We start from the raw sequence: 25880 nt of genomic DNA on the forward strand, positions 1-25880 counted from the left end.
TCCGCCGAGCACGGTCGACGGACTCCTGCGCAGATCCTGAGGTGGAGGTCAGGGCCGTGCGATCGGGCGGGTGATCGTGGCGACCGGCTCGGTGTCGGGGATCGGGCTCGCGTCGCCGTGGCGCAGGTCGGGGAAGCCCCGGACGAACACCACCGAGACGATGAGTCCTGCGAATGCGAAGACCGCCGCGGCGACGTAGGCGCCCTGCGGGCCGACATCGTCGATGAGGAAGCCCGCGACGGCCGAGCCCGCAGCCGCGCCGATGAGCTGGCCCGTGCCGATCCACCCGAACGCCTCGGCGGTTTCGCTGAACTTGACGCTCGCGGTCGTGATCGCGAAGAGGACGGCCAGGACAGGGGCGACGCCGACACCGGCGACGATGAGCGTGCCGCTGAGCCACCCGACCGTGCCGCCGAGCCACACGATGTCGAGCATGAGCGCCGTGAGCGAGAGCCCGACCGTCACGATAAGCATGCGCCGCGCCATCGCCCATCGGCCGATCGGGATGTGCCCGAACCCCAGGCCGCCGGCGAGGCTGCCGACGGAGAAGAGCGCGAGCACGATGCCCGCCTCGAGCCCGTCGTGGCCGAACGTCGCCACGACACCGGCTTCGACGGCGGCGCATGCCCCGATGAGGAGGAACCCGGTGATCGTCGCGAGCAGCACTGCGGGCTTGCCCAGCACCTTGCCGAGGCTGCGGCGGCTGCGGGGGATGCGGACGCGGCCGACCTCGGGGGAGAGGATGAACCACGCTCCGCCGCCCACGAGGATGACGACGATCGTGAGGAGGCCCTGAACCGTGCCGATCTGCGTCGACACGAACGTGATGAGCACGGGGGCGAGGATCCAGATGATCTCCTGCAGGCTCGCGTCGAGCGAGAACAGCGGAGTGAGCTGCCGCGAGTTGACCATCTTGGGGTAGATCGTGCGGACGGCGGACTGCACGGGCGGGGTCGACAGGCCGGTGACCAGGCCCAGCGCCATGTACGCCGGCAGTGACATCCGAACCAGTGCCATCGCCGTCAGCCCGATGGCGCAGACGACGAGGGTGGTCGTGAGCACGCGGCGCATGCCCCACACGCCCATCCACCGGCTCGTGACCGGGCCGGCGATCGCCTGGCCGACGCTCGTCGCCGCGAGCACCAGGCCGGCGGCGCCGTACGAGCCCGTGACCTGCTCGACGTGCAGCAGGATCGCAAGGCTCGTCATGCCGTTCGGGAACCGTGCCGTCAGCTGGGCCGCGATGATGCGTCCCACCCCCGGCGTGCGCAGAAGATCCCGGTACCCCGCCACCCGTCAACGCTATCGCGAGCGCGACACGCCGAACGACACGCCGCGACACGCCGAGGGAAGGTTGGGGCGGGATTCGCTGTCGGATGCCCCGCGTAGCCTCCCACCTGTGGACGGATGTGGCCGGGGCATCCGGAAAGCGCGTCTTTCAGGCGTTCTGCAGGCTCCTCGAAACCGCTCGAGCTGTGGATGAAACGGTGGAGAACCTGTGTTGTACATGTGGGGAACGGTGGAAAACTACACGGATGTAACTACTATCCCTTGTGGTTGTGCCGAATGTCGGTCCCCATATGTAGTATTGGTGTCCCGGCGGGGGGAACTGCCGGAAGAGAATCGGATGTGAGGGAGAGACGGTCCAACATGGCGATCACGGTCTACACGAAGCCCGCCTGCGTTCAGTGCACGGCGACCTACCGCGCGCTCGACTCGAAGGGCATCGAATACGAGGTTCACGACCTCTCCGAGGACCCGGCAGCCCTCGAGCAGGTCAAGGCGCTGGGCTACCTGCAGGCGCCGGTCGTCATCACCGATGAGGACCACTGGTCGGGCTTCCGTCCCGACAAGATCGACGAGCTCGCAGCCCGTCTGGCCTGACCCCTTCGTCGCAGCTCGACGGGCCGTCTCGGCCCGCTCGACGGGGGCCGTTCGACGACGCTCAGGAATCGGGGGTGAGCAATGAGCGCAGTCGCGACGAGTGCACCGCTCTTGGTCTTCTTCTCGAGCGTCTCGGGCAACACGGCGCGTTTCATCGAGAAGCTCGGAATGCGCGCCGTGCGCATCCCGCTCCACAGCACCGACCCGACACCGCATGTCGATGAGCCGTATGTGCTCGTCACACCGACGTACGGCGGAGGGCAGGGTCGTGGTGCCGAGAAGGGGGCCGTGCCCAAGCAGGTGATCCGGTTCCTCAACGACGAGCACAACCGCAGCCTCATCCGCGGAGTGATCTCCGCGGGCAACACGAACTTCGGCGAGTCCTTCGGGCTCGCCGGCGAGATCATCAGCCGCAAGTGCCACGTGCCGCACTTGTATCGGCTCGAACTGTTCGGCACGCCCGAAGACGTCGATCGCGTGAGCGAGGGATTGGAAAAATGGTGGAAGCAGCACTGAGTCAGACGACCTTCAAGGACGACCCACGCTTCGAAGGGCTGGACTATCACGCCCTCAACGCGATGCTGAACCTGTACGGACCCGACGGCAAGATCCAGTTCGATGCCGACAAGCGCGCGGCGCGCGAGTACTTCCTGCAGCACGTCAACCAGAACACGGTGTTCTTCCACTCGCTCAAGGAGCGCCTCGACTACCTCGTCGAGAAGAACTACTACGAGGCATCCGTGCTCGAGAAGTACCCGTTCGAGTTCATCCAGAAGCTCAACGACCTCGCGTACTCGAAGAAGTTCCGCTTCGAGACGTTCCTCGGGGCGTTCAAGTACTACACGAGCTACACGCTCAAGACCTTCGACGGCAAGCGGTACCTCGAGCGGTTCGAGGACCGCGTCGTCATGACTGCGCTCGGCCTCGCCGACGGCGACCAGCAGCTCGCGATCGAGCTCGTCGAAGAGATCGTGGCCGGTCGCTTCCAGCCGGCCACCCCGACGTTCCTCAACACGGGCAAGGCGCAGCGCGGCGAGCTCGTGTCGTGCTTCCTGCTTCGCATCGAAGACAACATGGAGTCGATCGCGCGCGGCATCAACTCGGCGCTGCAGCTCTCGAAGCGCGGCGGCGGCGTCGCGCTCCTGCTGTCGAACATCCGCGAGGCCGGCGCGCCGATCAAGCAGATCGAGAACCAGTCCAGCGGCATCATCCCCGTCATGAAGCTGCTCGAGGACTCCTTCTCCTACGCGAACCAGCTCGGCGCGCGTCAGGGCGCGGGCGCGGTGTACCTCAACGCGCACCACCCCGACATCATGCGGTTCCTCGACACCAAGCGCGAGAACGCCGACGAGAAGATCCGCATCAAGACGCTCTCGCTGGGCGTGGTCGTGCCCGACATCACGTTCGAGCTCGCCAAGAAGGACGAGGACATGTACCTGTTCTCGCCGTACGACGTCGAGCGCGTGTACGGGGTGCCGTTCGGCGACATCTCGGTGACCGAGAAGTACCACGAGATGGTCGACGACTCGCGCATCAAGAAGACGAAGATCAAGGCGCGCGAGTTCTTCCAGACCCTCGCCGAGATCCAGTTCGAGTCGGGTTACCCGTACATCATGTTCGAAGACACGGTGAACCGGGCGAACCCCATCAAGGGCCGGATCAACATGTCGAACCTGTGCAGCGAGATCCTGCAGGTCAACACGCCGACGACCTACAACGAGGACCTGTCGTACGACCAGATCGGCAAGGACATCTCGTGCAATCTCGGCTCGATGAACATCGCGCTCGCGATGGACGGCGGTGACCTGGGCCGCACGGTCGAGGTCGCGATCCGCGCTCTCACCGCCGTGAGCGACCAGAGCCACATCCGCTCGGTGCGCTCGATCGAGGATGGCAACGACCGCTCGCACGCGATCGGCCTCGGGCAGATGAACCTGCACGGGTTCCTCGCGCGCGAGCACATCCACTACGGATCCGAAGAGGGCCTCGACTTCACGAACATCTACTTCTACACAGTGCTGTTCCACGCGCTGCGCGCGTCGAACCGGCTCGCGATCGAGCGCGGCCAGGTGTTCGACGGCTTCTGGGAGTCGAAGTACGCGTCGGGCGAGTTCTTCGACAAGTACACCGACCAGGCGTGGGAGCCGCAGACCGCGAGGGTCGAGGAGCTCTTCGCCGGCATGCACATCCCGACGCAGGACGAGTGGCGCGAGCTGAAGGCGTCGATCCAGCAGCACGGCATCTACAACCAGAACCTGCAGGCCGTGCCGCCGACCGGCTCGATCTCTTACATCAACAACTCGACGAGCTCGATCCACCCGATCGCCTCGAAGATCGAGATCCGCAAGGAAGGCAAGATCGGCCGCGTCTACTACCCGGCGCCGTTCATGACGAACGAGAACCTGGAGTACTACGAGGACGCGTACGAGATCGGCTACGAGAAGGTGATCGACACGTATGCCGCGGCCACGCAGCACGTCGATCAGGGTCTGTCGCTCACGCTGTTCTTCAAAGACACGGCGACCACGCGCGATATCAACCGGGCCCAGATCTACGCGTGGAAGAAGGGCATCAAGACCATCTACTACATCCGCCTGCGGCAGATGGCCCTCGAGGGCACCAACCTGTCCGAGTGCGTCAGCTGCATGCTGTGACGCCGACCGGATCTCTTGAGAACGAGAAGGAAATGAGCGAGAAGCTGCAGCTGCTGGACCACGTCCAGGCCATCAACTGGAACCGCATCGAGGACGACAAGGACCTCGAGGTGTGGAACCGTCTCACCGGGAACTTCTGGCTCCCCGAGAAGGTGCCGCTGTCGAACGACGTGCAGTCGTGGGCGACGCTGACCCCCGGGGAGCAGCAGACCACGATGCGCGTGTTCACGGGCCTGACTCTGCTCGACACGATCCAGGGCACGGTCGGGGCGGTGTCGCTCATCCCCGACGCGCTCACGCCGCACGAGGAGGCCGTCTACACGAACATCGCGTTCATGGAGTCGGTGCACGCGAAGAGCTACTCGTCGATCTTCTCGACGCTGTGCTCGACGCCTGAGATCGACGACGCGTTCCGCTGGTCGGTCGAGAACGAGAACCTGCAGCGCAAGGCGCAGATCGTCATGGAGTACTACCGCGGCGACGAGCCCCTCAAGCGGAAGGTGGCCTCGACGCTGCTCGAGTCGTTCCTCTTCTACTCCGGCTTCTACCTGCCGCTGTACTGGTCGTCGAAGGCCAAGCTCACGAACACAGCCGACATCATCCGCCTCATCATCCGCGACGAGGCCGTGCACGGCTACTACATCGGCTACAAGTTCCAGAAGGGCCTTGAGCTCGTCGACGAGGCGAAGCGCAACGACATCAAGGACTACACGTTCTCGCTGCTCTACGAGCTCTACGACAACGAGGTCCAGTACACGCAGGACCTCTACGACGCGATCGGCCTGACCGAAGACGTCAAGCGCTTCCTGCACTACAACGCGAACAAGGCGCTCATGAACCTCGGCTACGAGGCGATGTTCCCGTCGACCGTCACGAACGTGAACCCGGCGATCCTGTCGGCCTTGTCGCCGAACGCGGACGAGAACCACGACTTCTTCTCGGGATCGGGCTCGTCGTACGTCATCGGCAAGGCGGTCGCGACGGAGGACGAGGACTGGGACTTCTGACGCTGTGTCCGCCTTCACAGGAGCGGGCATAGCGACACATCGCGCTGGCGCCCCCACTAGCGGGGAGGCGTCGAGTCGATGTCGGGGTGCGCGCGCAGGCCGTAGTTCTGATTGGTCGGGTCGATGAACACGTCGGGTTCCTGAGGCGGGCGAATCGTGAATCGAAGGAATGCGGCGATCAGACCGACGAGGAACAGGACCGACAGAACGATGGTCGCCCAATTGGGTGCGAGCTGTTCGAGCAGCAGGACGAACAGAATCTGAGCGACAGCGATGATCACGAAGAAGACGCTGATGTCCATCCAGAGAATGTTGCGTTTGGTGATCGACTTGTAGAGATACACGAGGCCGATCATGCTGACGGGCAGCGAGTACAGCGCGATCGTCGCGGCCGGCACGAACGCCGGATACCGGTGACCGCCCAGCGAGAACAAAACGATCTGCAGGAGCATCACCGGCCAGATGGCGATCTTGATGTGTTCCCAGTAGCTCTCGTTCACGGCGCTGAAGATCGCCGCGAATCGATTGTGGCGGCTCCAGTCGAACGCGAAGTGCAGCAAGCTGCCCAGGATGCCGAGGGGAAGGATCATCCACAGGGAAACGGCTACCATGGTTTTCAGCCCCATCTGACCCACCCTCGCGCTCGTCGAGTTCCAGCCTACCGAGGCACTCGGAGCCGGCGGGGTGAAGGGGAGCGCGCCACGTCGAGTGTCGTGATCGCCGCACAGCGCCCGCGGCGTTTCCAGCTGTCGGGGTAGCATCAAGCGTCATGCCTGAGCGCCCGACCACGAGCCCCGTCCTCGCGCTGCTGACCATCGGGAGCGTCTGGGAGAGTCGCCTGTCTGCGACGCTGAAGGACCTCGGTCTCACGGCTCGCAAGTACGGATTGCTGGCCCACATCCACGCGACCCCGGGCATCTCGTTCTCCGAGCTCGCGCGCCTCTCGCACATCACCGTCCAGACCGCGCACACGGCGGTTCGGGCTCTGCAGGACGAGGGGTTGGTGCACGACGCCACGGCGCACGCCGGCGCCGCATCCGACCTGCGCGCGACGCCTGCGGGGGAGGCCGCGCTCGCTGAGGCAGAGGATCGCTTGACGCGCCTCGACGGAGCGTTCGTGGCGGAGGCGCCGCAGCTGGCCGCCGTGCTCGAGGTGCGCCACGAGGAACCTGCCCAGGCGAGTGGGACGGAACATTCCTTCAGTTAGGCTGAAGGAATGTTCCGCACGCCGCTGCGCCTGTTCCGCACTCTTGCGATCCTCGAGGCGGTCTCTTGGACCTTGCTGATCATCGGGCTGCTGCTGCGGGCGTTCGCCGACCTTCCGATCGCGACGACGATCGGGGGCGGCATCCACGGATTCGTGTTCCTCTCGTACGGCGCCACCGCGATCCTCGTCGCGATGAACAACCGCTGGCGTCCGTGGCCGGCGGCCCTCGCCATCGTCAGCGCGATCATCCCCTACGCGACCATTCCCGCCGAGGTCTGGCTGCACCGGACCGGTCGCCTCGCGGGCGACTGGCGACTCGAGGCCACCGCCGACCCGCGCGACGCGCGCTGGCACGACCGCCTGCTGCGGTGGTTCCTCCGGCGCCCGTGGGTGCTCGCGATCCTCATCGCCCTCGCCGTCGTCGTGCTCTTCGTCGCACTGCTGATCATCGGCCCGCCGGGCGGCCGACACTAGCCACGGAGCGGGTTGGCAGCCGCCCGTCGAGCCACGGCCCGATGGGACCAATGGCCCGCACAAGGCCCGCCGGTGACCCCATCCTGGTTGCGAGGCACGGTGCTGACCGGGCCGGCGGCGCGCACGCTCATCGAGCTCAGCAAGAGCTGCGGGATGCTCGTGCTGGGCAGTCGAGGGCTCGGGGGCTTCGCGGGAATGCTGCTCGGATCGGTGAGTGCCGCCTGCGTCGAGCACGCTCATTGCCCTGTCTTCGTCGTGCGTCCGCGTCGCGGCCTGAACGGATCCGCGGGGCGCCGAGGCGTCGAACGTCGGCGATACCCGCGACCAGAGCGGAACCTGAGCGCGGTTCAGCGCCCGGGGAGGCGCCTGCGCACGGTCGCGCCCCCCTCGAGCCGGAGGGCTTCGCCCTCGATCACGACCGCGATCGTCGGTGCGGCGTGAGCCCGCGAGGTCAGAGTCACGGTCTCGTGAGTGACGGTCAGGGTCAGCCAGTGGCCGCGGTAGCGCAGCTCGCACGTCAAACGCTTGAGCGCCTCAGGCAGCTGCGGATGGAGGAAGATCGTGTCCTCTCGGACCTCGAGCCCGGTGAAGCAGCGCTGCAGGATGTCGGCGGTCGCCGCCATCGCCCCCAGGTGGATGCCCTCCCGAGTCGTTCCGCCCTGGATGTCGCGAAGGTCGGTGCCGAGCGCCTCTCGCAGGAGCTCCCACGCCGCACGACGGTCGCCGCGCGCAAGCACCCACGCATGCACCACTCTGCTCAAGGTGGATCCGTGCGTCGTGCGGGCGAGGTAGTACGCGATCGTGTCGGGAATCGTCTGGGGATCGAAGTCGTACCCGAGGCGCTCGAAGATCGCGCTGAGCTCCTCGGCGCTGAACAGATAGAACAGCATGAGGACGTCGGCCTGCTTGGACACCTTGTACCGATTGGGCGAGTCGCCTTCCGCCGCCAGGATGAGGTCGAGGCGTCCGATGTCGCCGTAACGGGCCCGATAGCCTTCGAAGTCGAACTCCTCGAGGTCGCCGTATCCCTCGAACTGTGCCAGCAGACCGTTGGCGAGGAACGGCACGTACAGCGTGCGGCTCAGCATCCGCCACCGGATCAGTTCCTCATCCTCGAGGCCGAGCCGTTGCCACAGGTCGCTGTTGCTGTCCCCGCCGAGGGTGTCGTGCGCGCGGATCACGGTCGAGAACAGCCACGCGGCCATCACGGCGACGTAGGCGTTGTCATCGATCCCGCTGCCGGCCCGATCCGGGAAGCCGTCGTGGAACTCGTCCGGGCCCATCATGCCACGGAGGTGGTGACGACCCGTGCGAGGGTCGTGCTCGGCGCGGGACGACCAGAACCGCGCGATCTCGACCAGCAGCTCCGCACCGAATGAGGCCAGGAAGTTCATGTCTCCGGTCACCTGGAAGTAGTGCCACGTGTTGTACGCCACCGCGAGTCCGACGTGGAACTGCAGGAGCGAGTGGTCCGGTATCCAGTCGTCGGCGAGCGGGTTGTAGAAGGACACCGGCGTCTCTTCGCGCCCGTCGCTTCCGCTCTGCCACGGGAACAGCGCGCCGTCGTCGCCGATGCTCTCGGCGATCCTGCGCGCTTCGGTGAGCCGTCGGTAGCGGTACAGCAGAAGAGCGCGCGTGAGCTCGGGCATCCGCAGATTGAGGAAGGGGAAGACGAAGAGCTCGTCCCAGAAGACGTGCCCGCGGTACGCCTCGCCGTGCAGTCCGCGTGCCGGAATGCCGACGTCGCCTTCGGACGTGTGTCGCGAGAGCGTCTGCGCGGTGTGGAAGATGTGCGTGTCGATCGCGCGCTGGATGCCGACGGATTCGGCGGCCGATTCACCGGCGGGTGAGACCTCCAACCGCAGCCGCGACCAGATGTGGCGCCACTCGGTCTCGTGCTCGCCGATCGCATCGCGGAGGTCCGGCGCGTGCTCGAGTTCCCTGCGTGCGGCCGCCGACGGCTCGGTGATCGCCCGATCGCGCGACGTGAAGAGCGAAACGGTCTTGTGCACGGCCACCGGTGCCGCCTGCGTCACTCGCAGGTCCCATCGCAATCGGGCGACTCCGTCCGCATCCAGGGTCTGCGCGGGCGGCGCGCCGTCGATCCGCGTGCGCGTTGCGACCGCGACGCGCACGCACGATTGAGTGGTCTCCGCGACGAGCAGGCTCGTTCCGTTCGGGTCGCTTCGAGCCTCCACGACGTCGAGGTGATCCGCAGCGAGTCCCCGGAAGGAGGCCACGTTGTCGTTGCGCACCTCTCCGTCCGTCGACGATTCGACGCACAGCTCTCCCGACCAGTCCACGGGCGTGACGACGATGCGCAGGAAGCCTGCGTGCGGTCGCCGCATCGAGATCAGACGGATCTCGCGGATCACGGACCGACGCCCCGAGCGGTCTTCGCCGTGCACCTCGCGTCGAAGGATGCCGCGTCTCATGTCGAGCACGCGATGGTCATGGACGGCTCGGGCGATGAGTTCGCCGTCGCGCGAGCGCAGGTGCACCGCCAGCCAGTTCGGCAGGTTCACGATGCTCTCGTCCTCGCGTTCGTCGTCGCCGACCCCGGATCGGAGCCTGTTGTAGATCCCCGCGATGTAGGTGCCCGGGTAGTGAACACCGTCGGCACTGTGCTCGACGGCGGCGCCCCGTGTCGCGAAATAGCCGTTGCCGAGCGTCAGCAGGGCTTCCAGGGTTCCCTCCTGCTTCGGATCGGGGTCGCAGACGTCCAGCTCCCATTCGCTCGACGGTCTGTCGCACAGTTCGCACGCGGGCCATTCGGCAGTGCCGGGGATGTGCGCCAGCGTGTCCGCCCGTGCTCTGCTGCCGTTGAAGCGAGGTGCGCTGCCCATGACACACTCCTTCGTATCGGGGTCATTCCACCGCCCGATAGAGGCGGATGCCGGGCCGATGGTCCCGTTCAGCCGCCTGAGGGCCTTCGCGGTCGCGCGCGGCCGCTTCGGAACGAGCTGCTGAGACTGCGAAGCAGGAGAAGCAGGCCGCCGAGGCCCAGCGTGCTGCCGATGAACGACACGGCCGGCACGTCGCCGGCCAGCACCGGCCCGGCGTCGCTGACACCGAGGAGGGAGCCGGCGATCACGAGCGTGACTCCGACGACGGTGATCGTCACGCGCGACACCAGACCGTCGACCCACGTGCGTTCGTCGGCACTGTCGAAGATCCCGGCCCGCACCGAAAGCGTGCCGTCGTCGAGCTGACGCGAGATGCTCTCGATGCGCCGGCTCATCCGTCGAGCGCCCTCGGCGAAGAGTGTGAGCTGCACCTGGGCGGTCATCACGATGTCGCGCGGGGACAGACCGAGCGGGCGGGCCCGGCCGGCCAGCTCGATGCCCTTGCGCGTGAGGTTGTACCGGCTCGACAGGCGCCGAAGGGTGCCGTCCAGGGATCCGAGTGTGCGAAGAACCAGCAGCAGCGACGGCGGAATCGCGAGCCGCTGCCGTCGCAGCGCGTCGACGAGCAATCGGAAGACGTCATCGCCGGACGCGGCGTTGTGCACACGGGTGATGAGGGCGCCGATCTCTCGTTGGAGCGCCGATTTCGAGACGGTGGGTCCCGCCTCGCAGATGAGCAGCACCAGGTCGGTCGCCCCGGCGTCGTCCTCGTTCCCCATCGCTATCAGCAGCGCCGCCAGCAGTCGGCGCAGGCTCTTCTCCACGATCCCCAGCGCGCCGAAGTCCACCAGGGTGACGGCCAGGGCCGGGTCACGTGAGTCGGTGTCGACGATGACGTTCCCGGCGTGCAGGTCGGCGTGGAAGACTCCGCGAGTCAGCACCTGATCGAGGACCGCGGCCACGATGTGGTCTGCGATCGCGGTCGCGTACTCGTTCGGGAGATCACCAGGGGAGATGCGGCTCAGCGGCGCGCCGAACACTCGCTCTTGCACGAGCATGCGCTCCGTCGAGAGCTCCCTGTACGTCTGCGGGATCCGAAGCGCCCACGGCGATGCCGCCGTCGCCTCGCGCAGGAGCTCGATGTTGTCGAGCTCGACGCGGTAGTCGAGCTCGTCGTGCAGGGTTCTGCTGAACTCCTCTACGAGTGCGACGGTGCCGTAATCCCTCGCCCAGGTGGTGCGGCGCTCGAGGTCGGCCGCGAGGCGAGCGAGGATGTCGAGATCGGTGACGACCTGCCGACGCGCGGTGGGCCGCTGGATCTTCACGATGACGTCCCGGCCGTCGATGAGCTTGGCAGTGTGGACCTGAGCGACGGATGCGGCGGACAGGGGCTCGGTGTCGATCGAGCGGAAAACTTCTCCGACCGGCTTGCGGAGCTCGATCTCGATCGCCTGCTTCGCGTCAGCCCAGGGGATCGGCGTCGAGTCCATCTGGAGCGTCGCGAGCGCGTCGACCAGCTCGCGCGGCAGCACGTCGTCGCGGGCGGACATCATCTGCCCGAGCTTGATGAACGTGACCCCCGCGTCGTTGGCGGCGGCGACGACGGCGGCGGGGAGATCGCGCGGCATGCCGGCGTCGCGCGGGCGCCCGAACACCGCCAGGCCGTGACGAGACGCGATCGAGAGGATCTCGGTGTAGCGCCGGGCGCGATCGCGGCGGCGGAATGCCTCACGCACGGCCGCGATGGGGTTGGGCACCCCGTGGGACGGCCACGCGAACTCGAGAGTGACCACGCAGACGACGACGACCGCGAACAGCCACCCGAGGGAGAGCGCGAAGAACGCCAGGGCGATCGGCGTGGAGGCCACGACCCGGTCGCCGTCGAGCACGCCCGCCGCCCGCAACGACCACGTCGCGAGCGGCAGGGCTGCGATGAAGACGACGAGCGACGTGATACCGGCACGCATCCAGCCGATCGACCCGTCGAGAAGGCGCCTCGCCGCCCACGCGGCGAGCACCGAGAAGGCCAGACCGACCGCGATGAGGACGGGCCACACCGGCATGGTCAGAGTGCTTTCCGGTCAAGCAGCAGGCAGGCGAACCGCTCCATGATGTCGAGGATGGTCTCGTGCGTGCGCGGGGCGGGGGTCCAAGGTCCCGAGCCGGGGCGACCTCCCGTCACACGCTGGGCTGGTGCTTCACAAACAGGTGACACGCCGTGGCGTCGTGGGTGCCCAGGCCCCGCGTTCAGTTCTCGGAGTACGCGATGGCGCTCGGCGAGGATGAGCGCGCGGCGGGCCGGATCGATGCCGACTCGGGGCTGACGAGCCGCGACGCGGCCGCCCTCCTGGCCCGGATCGGTGCCAACACGGTCGTCTTCAGAAGTCGTGCACCCGCTTGGCGCATGATGCTCGCGCAGCTGACGCACCTGCTGGCGCTGCTGCTGTGGGTCGCGGCCGGTCTCGCCTTGCTGGCCGGGACGCCGGCTCTGGCCGTCGCGATCGTGACCATCGTGCTTCTGAACGCGGCCTTCGCATTCGCGCAGGAGTACCGCGCCGACCGATCCGCCGAGCGCCTGCACATGCTGATCCCGGCCTTTGCGCGGGTGATCCGAGACGGCGAGGTGGCCGAAGTGCCCGTGGAGGGCCTCGTTCCGGGCGACCTCGTGCTGCTGTCCGCGGGCGACCGTGTGGGCGCGGACCTCCGCGTGACGTCGAGTGCGGATCTGAGGCTCGATGAGTCGATCGTCACCGGCGAGAGCGTCGCGGTCGCCCGGGCCGCAGGCGAGCGGCTGATCGGCGGCACGTATGTCGTGCAGGGCGAGGCCCGTGCCGTGGTCGTCGCGACGGGCGGGAGAACGGAGCTCGCGGGCATCGGCCGGCTGACGGCGAGCGCCGTGCGCCCGGCGAGCCCTCTGACCATGGAGCTTCGACGAGTGGTGCGCGTGGTCGCCGCGATCGCCGGGGCCGTCGCGATCGGTCTGGGCGCCGTCGCGATCCTTCTCGGCCTCGGGCCGCTCGGCGCCGCGATCTTCGCGATCGGCGTCGCGGTCGCGCTCGTCCCCGAAGGGCTGCTGCCGACGGTGACGCTTTCGCTCGCGCGCGGCGCCGAGAAGATGGCCGCCCGCAAGGCGCTCGTGCGCAGGCTCGACGCCGTCGAGACGCTCGGTGCCACCACCTTCATCTGCACCGACAAGACCGGCACCGTGACCCAGAACCGCATGAACGTCGTGGACGTCATCACGGTCGCGGGCAGGGTCGTCGTTCACGGGGACGGCTACAATCCCGCGGCGCGGATCGAGGGGCCGGATGCCGCGATCGCCCTCCTGCCTGACGTCGCCCGCGCCGCCCTGCGCTGCGTGAGCGGGCGGGTCGTGAGAACGCCGGACGGCTGGGTCGCGGAAGGCGATCCGATGGAAGCGGCGTTCCATTGCCTGGCGCTGCGAGTCGGGGTGAGCGCGGAGGCAGAAGGCCGGCGCATCGCGTACAGCTCCGACCGGATGATCAGCTCCTCGCTCGACGGCGGCCGCGTCTCGGTCCTCGGGGCTCCGGAGGCGGTGCTCGCGCGCTGTCGCGCCGTGCCGGATGATCTGGCAGGAGCCGTCCACGAGCTTGCGGATGCGGGCCGGCGCGTGCTCGCGGTCGGGGTGCGGAGCTGGAGGGGCGATCCGTCGCACGACATGGAGATCGACCTCGAGCTTCTCGGGCTGCTCGCCCTCGAGGACCCGCCTCGCGAGGGGATCGGGGAGGCCCTGCGAAAGTGCCGGGATGCCGGCATCCGCATCGCCCTGATCACCGGTGATCACCCGCGGACGGGGGCCGCGATCGCGCGGGAGGTCGGACTGCTCGGGCCGGGAGGCGTCGTCCTCGACGGAACCGATCTTCCCGAAGACGACGCGGCGCTCGCCGACGCCATCGACCGGGACGATGGAGTCGTCGTGGCGCGCGCCACTCCCGCCGACAAGCTGAGGATCGCTCGCGCGCTGCGCACACACGGGCACGTGGTGGCGATGACCGGCGACGGCGTCAATGACGCACCCGCGCTGCGAGAGGCGGATGTCGGCGTCGCGATGGGCGCGACGGGCAGCGATGTCGCGCGAGAAGCGGCAGACGTCGTGCTGCTCGACGACCACTTCGCGACGATCGTGGCGGCGGTGGAGCTCGGGCGGGCGACGTTCCAGAACGTTCGGAGGTTCCTCACCTATCACCTGACCGACAACGTCGCCGAACTGGCGCCGTTCGTCGTCTGGGCGGTCACGGGCGGATCGGTGCCGCTCGCGATCGGCGTGCTCCAGGTGATCGCCCTCGACATCGGCAGCGATATGCTCCCCGCGCTGGCGCTCGGCGCCGAGCCACCCCGAGCGGAGACCATGCACGGGCGCCGACCACGTTCGATTGTCGACCGGGCGCTGCTGGGGCGGGCCCTCCTCGTGCTGGGCGGCACCGAGGCTGTCGTGTCGATGGGCGCGTTCGCCGTCGTCCTGGTGGTCGGCGGATGGACGTGGGGCGCCACACCCTCGCCTGCGCTGCAGGCCGCGGCATCCGGGACCGCCTTCGCGGCGATCGTGCTGGGACAGATGGCCAACGCGTTCGCGTGCCGCAGCACGAGACTCCCCGTCTGGAGGCTCGATGCGCGCGGGAACCCGGCCGTCCTCTGGGCGGTGGCCGCTCAGGCTGTGCTGCTTGCGGCGTTCCTGGGTCTGCCGCTCTTGGCGAGCCTTCTGGGCGGTGGCTGGCCTCCTCCGTACGGGTGGGCTCTCGCGGGCGCGGCGATCCCGGCCGTCCTGTTGATCGACGCGCTGCACAAGCGCATCGCCCACCGGCGCCGGCGGACGGCGCACGACGGCGTCGGCCTCAGACGACTCCGGTGGTTCCGAGGAGCGTTCCGATGAGGAACGTCGCACCCAACGCGATGACGCCGCCGACGAGGACCCGGATGGTGGGGCGCAGCATCGGGCTGCCTCCGAGGCGGGCGCCCAGGGCGCCGGTGAGGGCAAGGGCTACCAGGACGACGGCGAAAGTGGCGGCGATCCGCACGGACGCCGGCAGCAGGATCGGGACGAAGGGAATGACGCCTCCGATCATGAACGCGGTCGCGGATGCCAGCGCCGCCCGCCACGGGCTCACCAGGTCCTCGCGGTCGATGTTCAGCTCGGCGGACAGATGCGCGGCGAGGGCGTCGTGCTCGGTGAGCTCGATCGCCACCTTGCGCGCCGTCTCCGGCGAGATCCCCTTCGCCTCGTACAGTCCGGCGAGCTCATCCAGCTCCTGCTCGGGCGTCTCGGCGAGCTCTCGGCGCTCCTTCTCGATGAGTGCCTTCTCGCTGTCGCTCTGGCTGCTCACCGACACGTACTCGCCCAGCGCCATGGAGATCGCCCCGCCGACCAGCGCGGCGACACCCGCGGAGAGGATGGGGGCGAGCTCGTTCGTGGCGCCGGCCACACCGACGAGGATCGCCGCGACGGAGACGATGCCGTCGTTCGCGCCGAGCACCCCCGCACGGAGCCAGTTCAGCCGGCCGGCGACGCCGGGGCCGTGCGGCTCGTCGGAATGCGCGGATCGAGAGAGCGTCATCGCGCTAACCCCGATGCGGGTTCGTGGCCGCCCCGTCGAGCCACAGCGTGTCGGACTCGTCGCGGTGCACGCCGTCGGTGCCGACGTGCTTCGTGGGGATCTGCGGACCCTTCGTGATGACGTACACGAGGGCCATCGCGTGGCCTCGGCCGAGGCCGTAGTCCGCGGCGAGCCACTCGATGATGGGCGTGGCCTTCGTGTCGGGACCGAAGCCCTTCTCAGCGGCGAGGTCGACGAGGCGGCGGGGTGTGAGTCCGGTCTTCTTCTCGATGGCGTCGAGGTAGGCCTGGAATGACATGGGTTCCTCCGGAGGAGAATGGTCGGGCAGTGGGCTACTGAGCGTCGGCCCAGGTCTGGATGATGACATCGGATGCGTGGATGCACAGGACTCGCAGCCGATCCTCGCCGGCGTTCTCGAAGCGGTGCCACACACCGGCGGGCCCGGTCACGGTGTCGCCGGCACGCGCGATCACCCGGCGGTCGCCGATCGTGATCTCGGCCGTTCCCGCGAGCACGACCCACGTCTCGGTGTACGGATGCCAGTGCAGGCCCGGGCCCTCGCCGGGTTCGTAGTCGACGAGGAAATACGAGATGCCCGCGCCGTGCTCGCGGCCGACGAAGCGTCGCGTGCGTCCTTCGCCGATACGCAGGGCCTCGCCGGTCACGATCTGACCTGCGCCGACGGGTGCCTCCGTGGCGGGAGAAAGGGTGATCTCTGCAGCGTTCATATGAAGAGACTGCCGCTGTGGCATCCGTCGCCGTAGTCTTTCGATGTGGGTCGAAACTTCGTCGTCTTCCGGCTGTCTCCCGACGACATCTCGGCGATCCGCTTCGGCGTCTCGCCGGGGCATGAGCTGTGCCATGCGGTGCGCGCGCTGCAACGCCCCGCGGAGCACCCGCTGCAGTGGGGATGGCTGCGCGACGTGCGCGACCGGGTGCCGCACGAGGCGTTCGAGCTCTTCGCGGCGCTCGTGCGCGAACGCGGATACTTCCCCGACTTCTTGACCGCCACCCCGACGTGGGACCTCGAGCCCTCCGACGAGGCCGAGCGGCTGCGGGACGTGCCCGACGACCTCATGCGCGTCGACCTGGGCAAGGTGGCAGTCCGGTCGGAGGGTGCTCGCCGGCGGGCGGTCGAGGCGATGCTGGGCGATCTGCCTCGGGCGCGGGCGATGATCGCCGACGCGTGGCTCGAGCTGTGGAACGCCCTCGTCCAGCCGGTCTGGCCGCAGCTGGAGCGGATTCTGCGCGCCGACATCGCGGTCCGTTCCCGCCGCATCGCGACCGAGGGTCTGGCGAGCATGGTCGACGGGCTGCATCGCACGGTCGACTGGAGCTCCGACGGACTGCGCGTCGAGCTCGGCTTCCACTCGGAGGTGCTCGACTGTCGCGGCTCGGGCATCGTCCTCGTGCCGTCGGTGTTCGGGCAGCAGGGCTGCGCGGTCATCACCGAGCCGCCCGCGCAGCCGACCCTGTTCTATCCGGCCCAGGGCGTGACCGAGAGGTGGGCGGCGGATGCGGCGGCCCGCGTCGACGCGCTCGGGTCGCTGCTCGGGCCGGCGCGCGCCGGGATCCTGCTCTCGTCTCACGAGTGGCGCACGACATCGCAGGTCGCCGTCGACGCGGGACTCGCGCTCTCGACGGTGTCGCACCACCTCACGGTGCTCCGCGACGCCGGCCTCATCGCGAGCCATCGCGAGGGGCATCGTGTGCTGCACCTTCGCACCCCGCTCGGGGAGGCGATGGTCGGAGCAGGCCTGTGACGCTCACGCGCGCGGTGCGAACGCCGCGTGGAGGATCGCCCGCACGCGCGAGGCGACCGCGAGCCGCGCGTCGGCACCGTCGGTGCGCGTGATCGCGTCGGCGAGCATCGTCACCGCGAGCAGGACGTCGTCGAGTTCCACGTGCCGGCCCACGCGGCCCCGACCGATGTCACGATCGAGCACGGTGCGAGCCGCGCGGGCGAGCGATTCGCCGACGTGTGCGACGCGCTCGTCATGCTGGCTGCGCCACATGAGGTCGATGAGGGCCGTCGACACGACCGCCTGCTCCGCGATGAGCGCGAAGAAGTCGTCGAGCGAGGTCTCGGCCTTCTTCGCGATCTGCTCGACGACCTCGAGGTTCTCGTCGAAGACGGCGACCGCGAGCGCCAGCCGATCGGGGAAGTGCCGGTAGAGGCTGCCCTGCCCGACGCCCGCCCTCTTGGCGATCGAGCTGAGCGGTGCCCGCAGTCCCTCCGTCGCGAAGATCTCGCGTGCCGCGTCGATGAGCGCGCGTCGGTTCTCGGGGCCCGCGCCGCGCCCGCGATTCGGCTTGCGCGGCGTCGCGGCGGCGTTCCCTTGCGGAGTCACGGGTGATAGCCTATTACCGGACAAGGTTGTCCGGTAGCGAGTTCTCGAACTCGAGAGACCGAAGCAGAAGAAGGATCCATCTCATGAGCACGCGCACGCTCCTCAGCGGCGACGACTCCATCAAGACGTGGCTGAACGACCCCGTGGGGGGTCCGATCATCCGCGACCTCCTCGCACAGGGCGGTCAGAGCGCCGATGTGCTCAAGCCCGTCAGCCGCCTCGCTCTCAAGCGGCTCGTCAAGCTCAGCAAGGGCTCGTTCACGCAGGAGATGGTCGACCAGCTCGTCGCTCGCGCCGCATCCGGTGACGCCCCCGCAGACGCCCCCGCGGCATCCGCTGCCGATGAGGACGATCACGCGGACGCCGCGCCCACTCCTGCGACGGAGTGGGCCGAGCGCATCGACGCCGGCCGCTTCGCGGGAAAGACCGTCATCGTGACCGGAGCGGGCTCCGGCATCGGGCGCGCGACGGCGTCGCGCGTCGCGCGCGAGGGAGGGCGTGTCATCGCTGTCGACATGTCGCCGGAGCGCCTCGCCGAGTTCGCGGCGGAGCACCCGGGCGCCGACATCGTCAGCGTCGCCGCCGACATCACCGACGACGCGAAGGTCGCCGAGATCGTCGCCGCGGCGGGCGAACGGATCGATGGCCTCGCGAATGTGGCCGGCATCATGGACGACATGACCCCGCTCGGCGAGGTCACCGACGCGGTGTGGAAGCGCGTGTTCGCCGTGAACGTCGACGGCACCATGAAGCTCACGCGCGCGGTCATCCCGGCGATGCTCGCTCGCGGCGCCGGCTCGATCGTGAACACGGCGTCCGAGGCCGCGCTGCGCGGATCAGCCGCCGGCGTCGCCTACACGGCGTCGAAGAACGCGGTCGTCGGCATCACCAAGTCGACGGCGTTCATGTACGGGCCGAGCGGCCTGCGGGTCAACGCCGTCGCGCCAGGTGCGACGATCACGAACATCGAGGCGACGTTCGCGTCGGCGCTCGGTGCGCAGCGCGTGCGTCAGGCGATGACGATCCTGCCGGACGCCGCCGAAGCCGAGGCGGTCGCAGCCTCGATCACGTTCCTCCTGAGCGACGACGGCGTCAACATCAACGGCGTCGTGCTCGCGAGCGACGGTGGGTGGTCGGCCGCCTGAGCGGCCCGCTCACCCCTTCATCCTGGCCCTCCCGGAATGCCCGACCCGACGGGCCCGGGAGGGTCAGCTCCCTCTCGGCAGCTCCTGCAGCGTCCAGCGATTCCCGTCGGGGTCGGCGAACGTCACGAAGCGGCCCCACGCCTGCTCGTCGACGCCGTCGGCCTCCACGTCGAGGCTGCGCAGATGCGCGAGCGCCTCATCGGCGTCGGGCACGACGACCTGGATCGTGTTCTGCCGCCCCGGTTCGAGGTCGAGGCCGAGTCCCTCGCCGATCGCGATCGAGCACGCGGAGCCGGGCGGTGTCAGCTGCACGAAACGCACCTCATCGGACACCCGGTGATCGTGGTCGGGATGGAACCCGATCTTGACGTAGAAGTCCTTCGCGCGCTCGACATCCGTCACCGGAACGTGGATGAGCTCGATCTTCCAGTCCATCGCCGCTGCCCCCTCGCCTCGCGGGAAGCGAACCTTCCCGATGTCGCGACGCTACGCCGGGGTTCCGACGTTGCCGACCCTCGCGGTTCCGTCGGGGGCGGGATCGGGATCGCCGGTGAACCGTTCCACGAGTTCGGCGGGACACGCCGCGAGCGCAGCCGCGCGACCTGCCACCGCGGACAGCGTGTCGAGCGTCGCCAGCGCGGAGGCGGGGTCACCGGCGTCGTGGTGTGCGCCGGCGAGACGCGCGAGTGCCGCCGCGTGTCTCGCGTGGTCGTTCGCCGCCGTCGCGATGTCGACGGCCCCGCGCAGCAGGGCGATCCGGGAGTCAGCGGCCGGCTCGCGTCGCGCTCGCAGGAGGAGCCCGCGGCTCACGCAGCGGAGGTCGCCGAGATGGCGGAAGGTGTCCACCAGGTCGACGAGGTCGATGTCGTCGTCCGCGCCCGCCCCGAGCGTCGCCAACGCGAGCCGCGCGTGAGCGAGCTCGTGCTCGTTGCCGATGCGCTCGGCGTACGACAGGCACTCGGTCGCCCACGCGGCGGCGCGGGTCGGGTCCCAGCCGCTCTCGGCGGCCGTGAGCGCCATCATGAAGCGCACGTTGTGCACGTGCGTGTCGTCTCCGGCGCGCGAGTACGCGTCGACCGCGGACTCGAAGGCCTCGAGCGCGTCTTCGAGGGACGTGTCGTCGTCATCGCGGAGCGCCAGCGTGCGTAGCGCGATGCCGCGGCACTGGCGCACCGCTCCGACGTCCCACGCGTCACCTGCCCGCAGGGCGAGCGTCTCTGCGAGGTCGAGGTGCTCCAGCGCGGCGCGCGGATCGGGGCCGTACGCCCCGGCCAGGCCCGCGAGCTGGTGGGCCGCCCGGCGCCCCCGGTCGTCCTGGGCGATGCCGAGTGCGCGCTCGGCCAACGCGGCGACCGGCTCGACGTCGTAGAAGGCGAGGGCGCTGCCGAGCAGCAGCAGCTCCTGGGGACCCATCTGAGACACGAGCCTCTCGTCGTGGGCCGCCGCGGACAGTGCCGCGACGCTGTCGACATCCGATCCGTACTGCTCGACGCCCACCGCGAGCGAGGTCGCCAGCGATACGGCGAGCGCGTCGGGGACCTCGAGCGACCAGCGCAGCGCGGCGTTGACCTCGGGGCACAGCATCGCGGACTGGGCGAGAGCCGCGGGGCTCGCGTCGGTGCGGGCGCGCGCGGCGACGCGTGCGGCGACGGCCTCGATGTGCGCGGCGTGGCGCGCGTGCACATCCTGCACGATCTGGGGGTCCGTGCGATCCAGCACGAACTCGCGCAGCACCGCGAGCAGGCGCCATCGCGCCGGGCCGCCTGGTGCGGCGACGACGAGCGAACGGTCGAGCAGCCTCATGATGATGCCCTCGACGCCTGTGTGCGTCACCGCGACCGCGAGGTCGATGTCGAACGTGCGGGGCAGCGCCGCCAGGCGGCGCAGCACGTCCTGCTCGTCGGGGCTGAGCAGATCCCATGACCACTCGAACGCCGTCGCGAGGCTGCGGTGCCGGCCCTCCGGATACGCCCGGTCGAGTGTCGCGAAGTCGCGGTCGAGCCGCGCCGCGAGGTCCTCGAGGGGAAGGTGCCGAGCGGCGGATGCGGCGAGCTCAAGCGCGAGCGGAAGGCCGTCGAGGCGCTCGGCGATGTGGTGCGCGAGCTCGACCTCGCCCGCTTCGATCGTCCCGCCACCCGTCCTGATCCGGTCGATGAGCAGAGCCGTCGCCGGCGCGTCGACGCCGTCGGTCGCGAGCGGCGAGAGCTGCATGACGATCTCGTCGGCTCCGCCCAGCGGAGTGCGCGAGGTCGCGAGCACCGCGAGGCCGGGGACGCGGGCGAGCAGGCCGGCCACGGCTTCGCCGGTCGCGGATGCCACGTGGTCGGCGTTGTCGAGCACGAGCAGGTGGTCCTGCGACGACAGCGCCACCGCGAGCGCGTCGGACGGATCGCGTGAGCGCGCCGGTTCGAGGCCGAGTGTGCGCGCGATGCGCGTCACGACGTCCGATGGTGTCGCGTGCTCGAGTTCGACGACGACGGGCACGCGAGGGGTCTGGCTCCGCGCGTGCTCGAGGGCGAGGCGGGTCTTGCCGACCCCACCCGGCCCGACGATCGTGACATGGCGGCGCGCGGCGAAGAGCTCCCGCAGTCGAGCGAGGTCACGCCCGCGGCCGCGCAGCGCGTTGCCGGGTGTGCGGATCGCCGAGTCGCGATCCGACCGGGCCGCCGCGATGAGATCCGCGCGGCTCTCGGCGTCGAGCTTGCGTCGCAGGCTCGCGATGTGGCTCTCGACCGTGCGCACGGAGATGAACAGCTCCGAGGCGATCTCGGGGTTGCTCAGTCGTCGCTCCACCGCGGCGAGCACCGCGCGTTCGCGCGGCGTCAGCGTCGGGCCGTGCACGCGGGTCAGTGTACTCACGCGTCGCCCGGAAGGAGGCGCCCGCGTCCGCCGGCGTTCACGGCCGCGGCCGGTCGGAGCGCGGCATCCGCCTCACCCTCACCTCCGCGGCGCGGTCCGCGCGCGCGGCCGAGGCCGAGTTCGCGGATGCGCCGGCGGTGCTCGAGCTCGCGCGTCAGCCCCTGCTGCTCCAGCAGGAACAGGGCCAGAGGATCGTATGCGGACATCGGGTCCGCCTCCTTCCGAGCGGTTCGACGGCGGTCGTCAGCGCACCGTCGCGGTGAAGATCAGGTACTCCCACTCCATTGCGTGGTCCGAGATCGCGGCGTCGCCGAGCGCGGTCAGCGCCGAGTCGAGAGCCGCCGTGCGCTCGGCGTCGTCGGCGTTGCGGTTGCAGACCGCGATCGTGGGTCCGTAGTGCGACGCGAAGTACGCGCGGAACTCCTCGCCGGTCGCGAAGCGATCGACGCGCACCGTCTCGCGCGTCGCGCGGATGTCGGTGATCCGGTCGCCGAACAGGTCGCGGACGTGCTGCTCATCGCCCCAGAGCGGAGCCGGCTGGGCACCCGCGGGAAGCGGGGCGTTGAACGGCTTCATCGCGGCGAACATGCGCCCGATGAACCCGGTCGGCGTCCAGCTCAGCACGCCGATGCGCCCACCAGGGCGCGTGACCCGCACGAGCTCGGCGGCCGCGCGCTCGTGGTGCGGTGCGAACATGACGCCGATGCACGACATCGCGACGTCGAACGCGTCGTCGTCGAAGGGCAGTGCCTCGGCGTCGGCCGGCACCCATTCGAGCGTCGCCCTCGCCTCCTGTGCGTTGCGGTGTCCGGCTCCGAAGAGCTCCGGAGTCAGGTCGCTCGCCGTCACGATGGCACCGCGCAGCGCGGCCGGGATCGCGGCGTTGCCCGTTCCGGCCGCCACGTCGAGCACGCGGTCACCGCGTCGCACGTCGACCGCTTGGACGAGCCGCGGCCCGAGCGGCCAGATGAGGTCGGATGCCAGGGCGGGGTAGTCGCCCGAAGCCCACATGGCGCGGTGCTTGGCCTTGAGCGCCTTGTCCTCGTCGTCGATCGCGATGGTGTGCAGATCGGTCATGTCCTTCTCCTTCGTCTCGGTGGACGCCGTCCAGCGTCCTCGCCGGCGGAACGTCGCGCATCCGTGCGCCACACGGAAATCGGCACCGAGAAGTCACGCACGCGAGACGGACGAGGCCGGTTCGGGCCGATCTGATACGAGACACCGGGAATACGAGTGCCGTCACCGCGTTGAACTTGATACGTATCTGCTCAAGTTTGTAAACTTGACAGGCAACGACTCAAGTTCAGCAGGAGACCAATTCATGCCTGAAGACACCACTCCCACCGGCGGCTCGTTCGACGAGTTCCTCGCGCGGTACCTCGCCGGTGAGCGGGCGCGCGCTGAGCGGTCGATCGACCTCAGCCGCTTCCTGAGTGCTCGCACGCAGGAGATGCTGCAGCGCGCCGGCCAGTACGCGCTCGCGCGCGGCCAGCGTGAGCTCGATGCTCTGCACGTGCTGCGCGTGATCGTGGGGGAGTCTCCCGCACGCGACGCCGTCGAGCGCATCGGCGCCGACCCGCGGGCGATCGCTCGCGCGGCCGACGACCGCCTTCCCGCCGCGGGACCGGCGGCCGACGTCGACGGCGCCGTCGTGACCCCGTCGGTGCAGCGCGCGCTGTTCCACGCGTTCCAGGTCGCGCGCTCGTCCGGCTCGACCTATGTCGACCCCGAGCACCTCTTCTTCGCTCTCGTCCTCGCGCAGGACACTCCGGCCGGTCGCGTGCTGGCCGACGCCGGCGTGACGGCCGAGGCGCTCACACAGGGCGTGCGCGAAACGGTGACGCCGAACGGCGTGCCGGCCCCCGCCTCCGACGACGAGGATGCGGCATCCGAGACGCCGATGCTCGACACGTACGGCACCGACCTCACGGCGCTCGCCGAGGCGGGCGAGCTCGACCCGGTCATCGGGCGCGCCGACGAGATCGAGCAGACGATCGAGATCCTCAGCCGCCGCACCAAGAACAACCCGGTGCTGATCGGCGAGGCCGGTGTCGGCAAGACCGCGATCGTCGAGGGCCTGGCGGCTGCGATCGTGGCGGATGCCGTGCCCGAGCAGCTCCGCGGCAAGCGCGTCGTCACCCTCGACCTGGCCGCGATGCTCTCCGGCACGCGGTACCGCGGCGACTTCGAGGAGCGCCTGACCAAGACCATGGACGAGATCGCGTCGCTGAAGGGCGACCTGATCGTGTTCCTCGACGAGGTGCACACCGTCGTCGGTGCGGGTGCGGGCGGTGACGGCGCGATGGACGCGGGCAACATCCTCAAGCCCCGCCTCGCGCGCCGCGAGCTGCACCTCGTCGGCGCGACGACTCTCAAGGAGTACCGCGTGATCGAGAAGGATCCCGCGCTCGAGCGCCGCTTCCAGCCTGTGAAGGTGGGCGAGCCCTCGATCGAGGACGCGGTGCTGATCCTGCGCGGGCTGAAGCCCGCCTACGAGGAGCACCACGCGGTGACCTACACCGACGAGGCGCTGCGCGCCGCCGTCGAGCTGAGCGAGCGGTACCTCACCGAGCGCGTGCTGCCCGACAAGGCGATCGACCTGATCGACCAGGCGGGCGCCCGGCTCCGGCTGCGGCTCGGCGCGAAGGTCGACGTGTCGGCGCTCATGGAGCGCCTCGCGACGCTGGAGGCCGACAAGAACGCGGCCGTCTCCGCCGAGCACTACGAGGAGGCCTCGCGCATCCGCGACGAGATCGCGGCAGTGCAGGCCAAGATCGAAGAGGCGACGGCGAACGCCGGCGGCGCACTCGAGGCCGTCGTCGACGAGCCCGAGATCGCTGCCGTGATCAGCCGTGCGACGGGCATCCCCGTGAACCGTCTCACCGAGACCGAGCGCGAGCGCCTCGCGACCCTCGAGTCCGAGCTGCACGAGCGTGTCATCGGTCAGGACGAGGCGGTCGCCGCCGTCGCGAAGGCAGTGCGCCGCAATCGCACGGGCATGGGCGACGCGCGTCGCCCCGTCGGATCGTTCCTGTTCCTCGGCCCCACGGGCGTCGGCAAGACCGAGCTGGCGAAGGCCCTCGCGGCCTCGCTGTTCGACGACGAGGGCGCTGTCATCCGCTTCGACATGAGCGAGTTCGGCGAGCGTCACACCGTGTCGCGCCTGGTCGGCGCCCCTCCGGGGTACGTCGGCTACGACGAGGCCGGGCAGCTCACCGAGCGCGTGCGGCGCAACCCGTACTCGATCGTGCTGTTCGACGAGATCGAGAAGGCGCACCCGGATGTCTTCAACCTGCTCCTGCAGGTGCTCGACGACGGGCGCCTCACCGACGGTCAGGGTCGCACGGTCGACTTCCGCAACACCGTCGTGGTCATGACCTCCAACCTCGGCAGCGAGTTCCTGGCGTCGCGCTCCGGCGCGATCGGATTCGTCGCCGACGGCGGCGGTGAGACCGGGTTCGGCTCCGAGAAGGACCTGCGCGACCGCGTGTTCGCGAAGCTGCGCGAGGCGATGCGTCCCGAGTTCCTCAACCGCATCGACGAGATCGTGCTGTTCCGCAAGCTCGACCGCGAGCAGCTGCGCGAGATCGTCAGCCTGATGATCGGTGCGACGGCGGCACGCCTGGCGCGCCGTGAGGTGACGATCGAGCTGACGGATGCCGCGGTGGACTGGCTCGCCGAGCACGGGTACGAGCCCGAGTACGGCGCTCGCCCGCTGCGTCGCCTGATCCAGCGCGAGGTCGACGACCGCGTGGCCGACCTGTTCGTGACGGGCGCGCTCGTCGACGGCGGGTCCGTGACGGTAGACGTCTCCGGCGACCAGCTGGTCGTGGCGGCGAACGTCGCCGTGCCGCAGGCCGCCTGATGTGATCAAGTCCGC

23 protein-coding genes are annotated in these 25880 nt (G+C 69.3%); 11 read left to right on the forward strand and 12 right to left on the reverse strand.

What is annotated here, in order from left to right; genetic code table 11:
• Positions 1 to 48 precede the first annotated feature (48 nt).
• On the reverse strand, positions 49 to 1293 hold the full coding sequence (locus tag BJ991_RS08625) for an MFS transporter (protein ID WP_179489200.1): 1245 nt from the start codon (positions 1291 to 1293) through the stop codon (positions 49 to 51).
• A gap of 357 nt (positions 1294 to 1650) precedes the next feature.
• On the opposite strand from BJ991_RS08625, the gene nrdH reads away from it, so the two are divergent.
• The 4 genes from nrdH (at position 1651) to nrdF (ending at position 5545) form a co-directional block, all read left to right on the forward strand.
• Positions 1651 to 1884, forward strand: a complete 234-nt coding sequence (gene nrdH / locus BJ991_RS08630; protein WP_179489201.1) for a glutaredoxin-like protein NrdH — start codon at positions 1651 to 1653, stop codon at positions 1882 to 1884.
• Between the two features lie 81 nt (positions 1885 to 1965).
• On the forward strand, positions 1966 to 2400 hold the full coding sequence (gene nrdI / locus BJ991_RS08635) for a class Ib ribonucleoside-diphosphate reductase assembly flavoprotein NrdI (RefSeq protein WP_179489202.1): 435 nt from the start codon (positions 1966 to 1968) through the stop codon (positions 2398 to 2400).
• Complete coding sequence (gene nrdE, locus BJ991_RS08640) at positions 2382 to 4538, forward strand: class 1b ribonucleoside-diphosphate reductase subunit alpha (protein ID WP_179489203.1); 2157 nt, start codon at positions 2382 to 2384, stop codon at positions 4536 to 4538. The genes nrdI and nrdE overlap by 19 nt, the downstream gene beginning before the upstream one ends.
• 32 nt (positions 4539 to 4570) lie before the next feature.
• Complete coding sequence (nrdF, locus tag BJ991_RS08645) at positions 4571 to 5545, forward strand: class 1b ribonucleoside-diphosphate reductase subunit beta (RefSeq protein ID WP_179489204.1); 975 nt, start codon at positions 4571 to 4573, stop codon at positions 5543 to 5545.
• Positions 5546 to 5601: 56 nt separating this feature from the next.
• Here nrdF and BJ991_RS08650 read toward each other — a convergent pair whose 3' ends face one another.
• Entirely contained in the window at positions 5602 to 6171 is a 570-nt protein-coding gene (locus BJ991_RS08650) for a DUF6512 family protein (RefSeq protein ID WP_179492634.1), read from the reverse strand.
• Between the two features lie 143 nt (positions 6172 to 6314).
• Between BJ991_RS08650 and BJ991_RS08655 the strand changes: the two genes are divergently transcribed.
• The 3 genes from BJ991_RS08655 (at position 6315) to BJ991_RS18805 (ending at position 7667) form a co-directional block, all read left to right on the forward strand.
• The gene (locus BJ991_RS08655) at positions 6315 to 6752 is read left to right on the forward strand and encodes a MarR family winged helix-turn-helix transcriptional regulator (RefSeq protein WP_179489206.1); all 438 of its coding nucleotides are present in this window, start codon (positions 6315 to 6317) and stop codon (positions 6750 to 6752) included.
• A 9-nt stretch (positions 6753 to 6761) separates the two neighbouring features.
• Positions 6762 to 7226: a DUF3817 domain-containing protein gene (locus tag BJ991_RS08660; RefSeq protein ID WP_179489208.1), complete on the forward strand. Its 465-nt coding sequence runs from the start codon at positions 6762 to 6764 to the stop codon at positions 7224 to 7226.
• A 99-nt stretch (positions 7227 to 7325) separates the two neighbouring features.
• Positions 7326 to 7667, forward strand: coding sequence for a universal stress protein (locus BJ991_RS18805; RefSeq protein ID WP_343048836.1), 342 nt, complete (start codon positions 7326 to 7328; stop codon positions 7665 to 7667).
• Here the strand turns inward: BJ991_RS18805 and BJ991_RS08670 are convergent.
• Positions 7574 to 10072 carry a glycoside hydrolase family 65 protein gene (locus BJ991_RS08670; RefSeq protein WP_179489212.1) on the reverse strand — a complete coding sequence of 833 codons (2499 nt, stop codon included), beginning with the start codon at positions 10070 to 10072 and terminating at the stop codon, positions 7574 to 7576. The genes BJ991_RS18805 and BJ991_RS08670 overlap by 94 nt on opposite strands.
• 68 nt (positions 10073 to 10140) lie before the next feature.
• Positions 10141 to 12135: an ABC1 kinase family protein gene (locus BJ991_RS08675; RefSeq protein ID WP_179489214.1), complete on the reverse strand. Its 1995-nt coding sequence runs from the start codon at positions 12133 to 12135 to the stop codon at positions 10141 to 10143.
• Between the two features lie 167 nt (positions 12136 to 12302).
• Between BJ991_RS08675 and BJ991_RS08680 the strand changes: the two genes are divergently transcribed.
• A complete protein-coding gene (locus BJ991_RS08680; RefSeq protein ID WP_343048691.1) occupies positions 12303 to 14963 on the forward strand; it encodes a cation-translocating P-type ATPase in 2661 nt (886 codons plus the stop codon).
• Here BJ991_RS08680 and BJ991_RS08685 read toward each other — a convergent pair.
• Genes BJ991_RS08685 through BJ991_RS08695 form a run of 3 tightly spaced genes read right to left on the reverse strand, consistent with a single transcriptional unit; the run spans position 14926 to position 16373 of the window.
• Positions 14926 to 15645, reverse strand: a complete 720-nt coding sequence (locus tag BJ991_RS08685; protein ID WP_179489216.1) for a VIT1/CCC1 transporter family protein — start codon at positions 15643 to 15645, stop codon at positions 14926 to 14928. The two genes, BJ991_RS08680 and BJ991_RS08685, sit on opposite strands and share 38 nt — an antisense overlap.
• A 4-nt stretch (positions 15646 to 15649) precedes the next feature.
• Positions 15650 to 15943, reverse strand: coding sequence for a DUF4287 domain-containing protein (locus BJ991_RS08690; protein WP_179489218.1), 294 nt, complete (start codon positions 15941 to 15943; stop codon positions 15650 to 15652).
• A 34-nt stretch (positions 15944 to 15977) separates the two neighbouring features.
• Complete coding sequence (locus BJ991_RS08695; protein WP_246301059.1) at positions 15978 to 16373, reverse strand: cupin domain-containing protein; 396 nt, start codon at positions 16371 to 16373, stop codon at positions 15978 to 15980.
• Between the two features lie 45 nt (positions 16374 to 16418).
• Between BJ991_RS08695 and BJ991_RS08700 the strand changes: the two genes are divergently transcribed.
• The gene (locus BJ991_RS08700; protein ID WP_179489222.1) at positions 16419 to 17408 is read left to right on the forward strand and encodes a DUF5937 family protein; all 990 of its coding nucleotides are present in this window, start codon (positions 16419 to 16421) and stop codon (positions 17406 to 17408) included.
• Between the two features lie 3 nt (positions 17409 to 17411).
• Here BJ991_RS08700 and BJ991_RS18630 read toward each other — a convergent pair whose 3' ends face one another.
• Positions 17412 to 17996, reverse strand: coding sequence for a TetR family transcriptional regulator (locus tag BJ991_RS18630; RefSeq protein ID WP_179489224.1), 585 nt, complete (start codon positions 17994 to 17996; stop codon positions 17412 to 17414).
• Between the two features lie 83 nt (positions 17997 to 18079).
• Between BJ991_RS18630 and BJ991_RS08710 the strand changes: the two genes are divergently transcribed.
• Entirely contained in the window at positions 18080 to 19141 is a 1062-nt protein-coding gene (locus tag BJ991_RS08710; RefSeq protein WP_179489226.1) for an SDR family NAD(P)-dependent oxidoreductase, read from the forward strand.
• A gap of 63 nt (positions 19142 to 19204) precedes the next feature.
• On the opposite strand, the gene BJ991_RS08715 is transcribed toward BJ991_RS08710, so the two are convergent.
• The 4 genes from BJ991_RS08715 to BJ991_RS08730 are packed head-to-tail and all read right to left on the reverse strand — an operon-like array spanning position 19205 to position 23077.
• On the reverse strand, positions 19205 to 19576 hold the full coding sequence (locus BJ991_RS08715; protein ID WP_179489228.1) for a VOC family protein: 372 nt from the start codon (positions 19574 to 19576) through the stop codon (positions 19205 to 19207).
• Between the two features lie 51 nt (positions 19577 to 19627).
• Positions 19628 to 21982, reverse strand: a complete 2355-nt coding sequence (locus BJ991_RS08720; RefSeq protein WP_179489230.1) for a LuxR C-terminal-related transcriptional regulator — start codon at positions 21980 to 21982, stop codon at positions 19628 to 19630.
• 14 nt (positions 21983 to 21996) lie between these two features.
• Entirely contained in the window at positions 21997 to 22206 is a 210-nt protein-coding gene (locus tag BJ991_RS08725; protein WP_179489232.1) for a hypothetical protein, read from the reverse strand.
• A 37-nt stretch (positions 22207 to 22243) separates the two neighbouring features.
• The gene (locus tag BJ991_RS08730) at positions 22244 to 23077 is read right to left on the reverse strand and encodes a class I SAM-dependent methyltransferase (RefSeq protein WP_179489234.1); all 834 of its coding nucleotides are present in this window, start codon (positions 23075 to 23077) and stop codon (positions 22244 to 22246) included.
• 244 nt (positions 23078 to 23321) lie between these two features.
• Between BJ991_RS08730 and BJ991_RS08735 the strand changes: the two genes are divergently transcribed.
• Positions 23322 to 25865, forward strand: a complete 2544-nt coding sequence (locus BJ991_RS08735) for an ATP-dependent Clp protease ATP-binding subunit (protein ID WP_179489236.1) — start codon at positions 23322 to 23324, stop codon at positions 25863 to 25865.
• The last annotated feature ends 15 nt before the right edge of the window (positions 25866 to 25880 follow it).

Origin of the sequence: Microbacterium immunditiarum, from assembly GCF_013409785.1 — a bacterium.
In the GTDB taxonomy this organism is placed as follows: Bacteria; Actinomycetota; Actinomycetes; order Actinomycetales; family Microbacteriaceae; genus Microbacterium; species Microbacterium immunditiarum.

Excerpts from the sequence above, each read along its gene's own strand:
- BJ991_RS08695 (WP_246301059.1), bottom strand. The coding sequence starts at position 16,373 with ATGAACGCTGCAGAGATCACCCTTTCTCCCGCCACGGAGGCACCCGTC.
- BJ991_RS08670 (WP_179489212.1), bottom strand. The coding sequence starts at position 10,072 with ATGGGCAGCGCACCTCGCTTCAACGGCAGCAGAGCACGGGCGGACACG.
- BJ991_RS08725 (WP_179489232.1), bottom strand. The coding sequence starts at position 22,206 with ATGTCCGCATACGATCCTCTGGCCCTGTTCCTGCTGGAGCAGCAGGGG.
- BJ991_RS08650 (WP_179492634.1), bottom strand. The coding sequence starts at position 6,171 with ATGGGGCTGAAAACCATGGTAGCCGTTTCCCTGTGGATGATCCTTCCC.
- BJ991_RS08660 (WP_179489208.1), top strand. The coding sequence starts at position 6,762 with ATGTTCCGCACGCCGCTGCGCCTGTTCCGCACTCTTGCGATCCTCGAG.
- BJ991_RS08655 (WP_179489206.1), top strand. The coding sequence starts at position 6,315 with ATGCCTGAGCGCCCGACCACGAGCCCCGTCCTCGCGCTGCTGACCATC.
- BJ991_RS08710 (WP_179489226.1), top strand. The coding sequence starts at position 18,080 with ATGAGCACGCGCACGCTCCTCAGCGGCGACGACTCCATCAAGACGTGG.
- nrdF (WP_179489204.1), top strand. The coding sequence starts at position 4,571 with ATGAGCGAGAAGCTGCAGCTGCTGGACCACGTCCAGGCCATCAACTGG.
- nrdI (WP_179489202.1), top strand. The coding sequence starts at position 1,966 with ATGAGCGCAGTCGCGACGAGTGCACCGCTCTTGGTCTTCTTCTCGAGC.
- nrdH (WP_179489201.1), top strand. The coding sequence starts at position 1,651 with ATGGCGATCACGGTCTACACGAAGCCCGCCTGCGTTCAGTGCACGGCG.
- BJ991_RS08675 (WP_179489214.1), bottom strand. The coding sequence starts at position 12,135 with ATGCCGGTGTGGCCCGTCCTCATCGCGGTCGGTCTGGCCTTCTCGGTG.
- BJ991_RS08730 (WP_179489234.1), bottom strand. The coding sequence starts at position 23,077 with ATGACCGATCTGCACACCATCGCGATCGACGACGAGGACAAGGCGCTC.
- nrdE (WP_179489203.1), top strand. The coding sequence starts at position 2,382 with ATGGTGGAAGCAGCACTGAGTCAGACGACCTTCAAGGACGACCCACGC.
- BJ991_RS08715 (WP_179489228.1), bottom strand. The coding sequence starts at position 19,576 with ATGGACTGGAAGATCGAGCTCATCCACGTTCCGGTGACGGATGTCGAG.
- BJ991_RS08685 (WP_179489216.1), bottom strand. The coding sequence starts at position 15,645 with ATGACGCTCTCTCGATCCGCGCATTCCGACGAGCCGCACGGCCCCGGC.
- BJ991_RS08735 (WP_179489236.1), top strand. The coding sequence starts at position 23,322 with ATGCCTGAAGACACCACTCCCACCGGCGGCTCGTTCGACGAGTTCCTC.
- BJ991_RS08690 (WP_179489218.1), bottom strand. The coding sequence starts at position 15,943 with ATGTCATTCCAGGCCTACCTCGACGCCATCGAGAAGAAGACCGGACTC.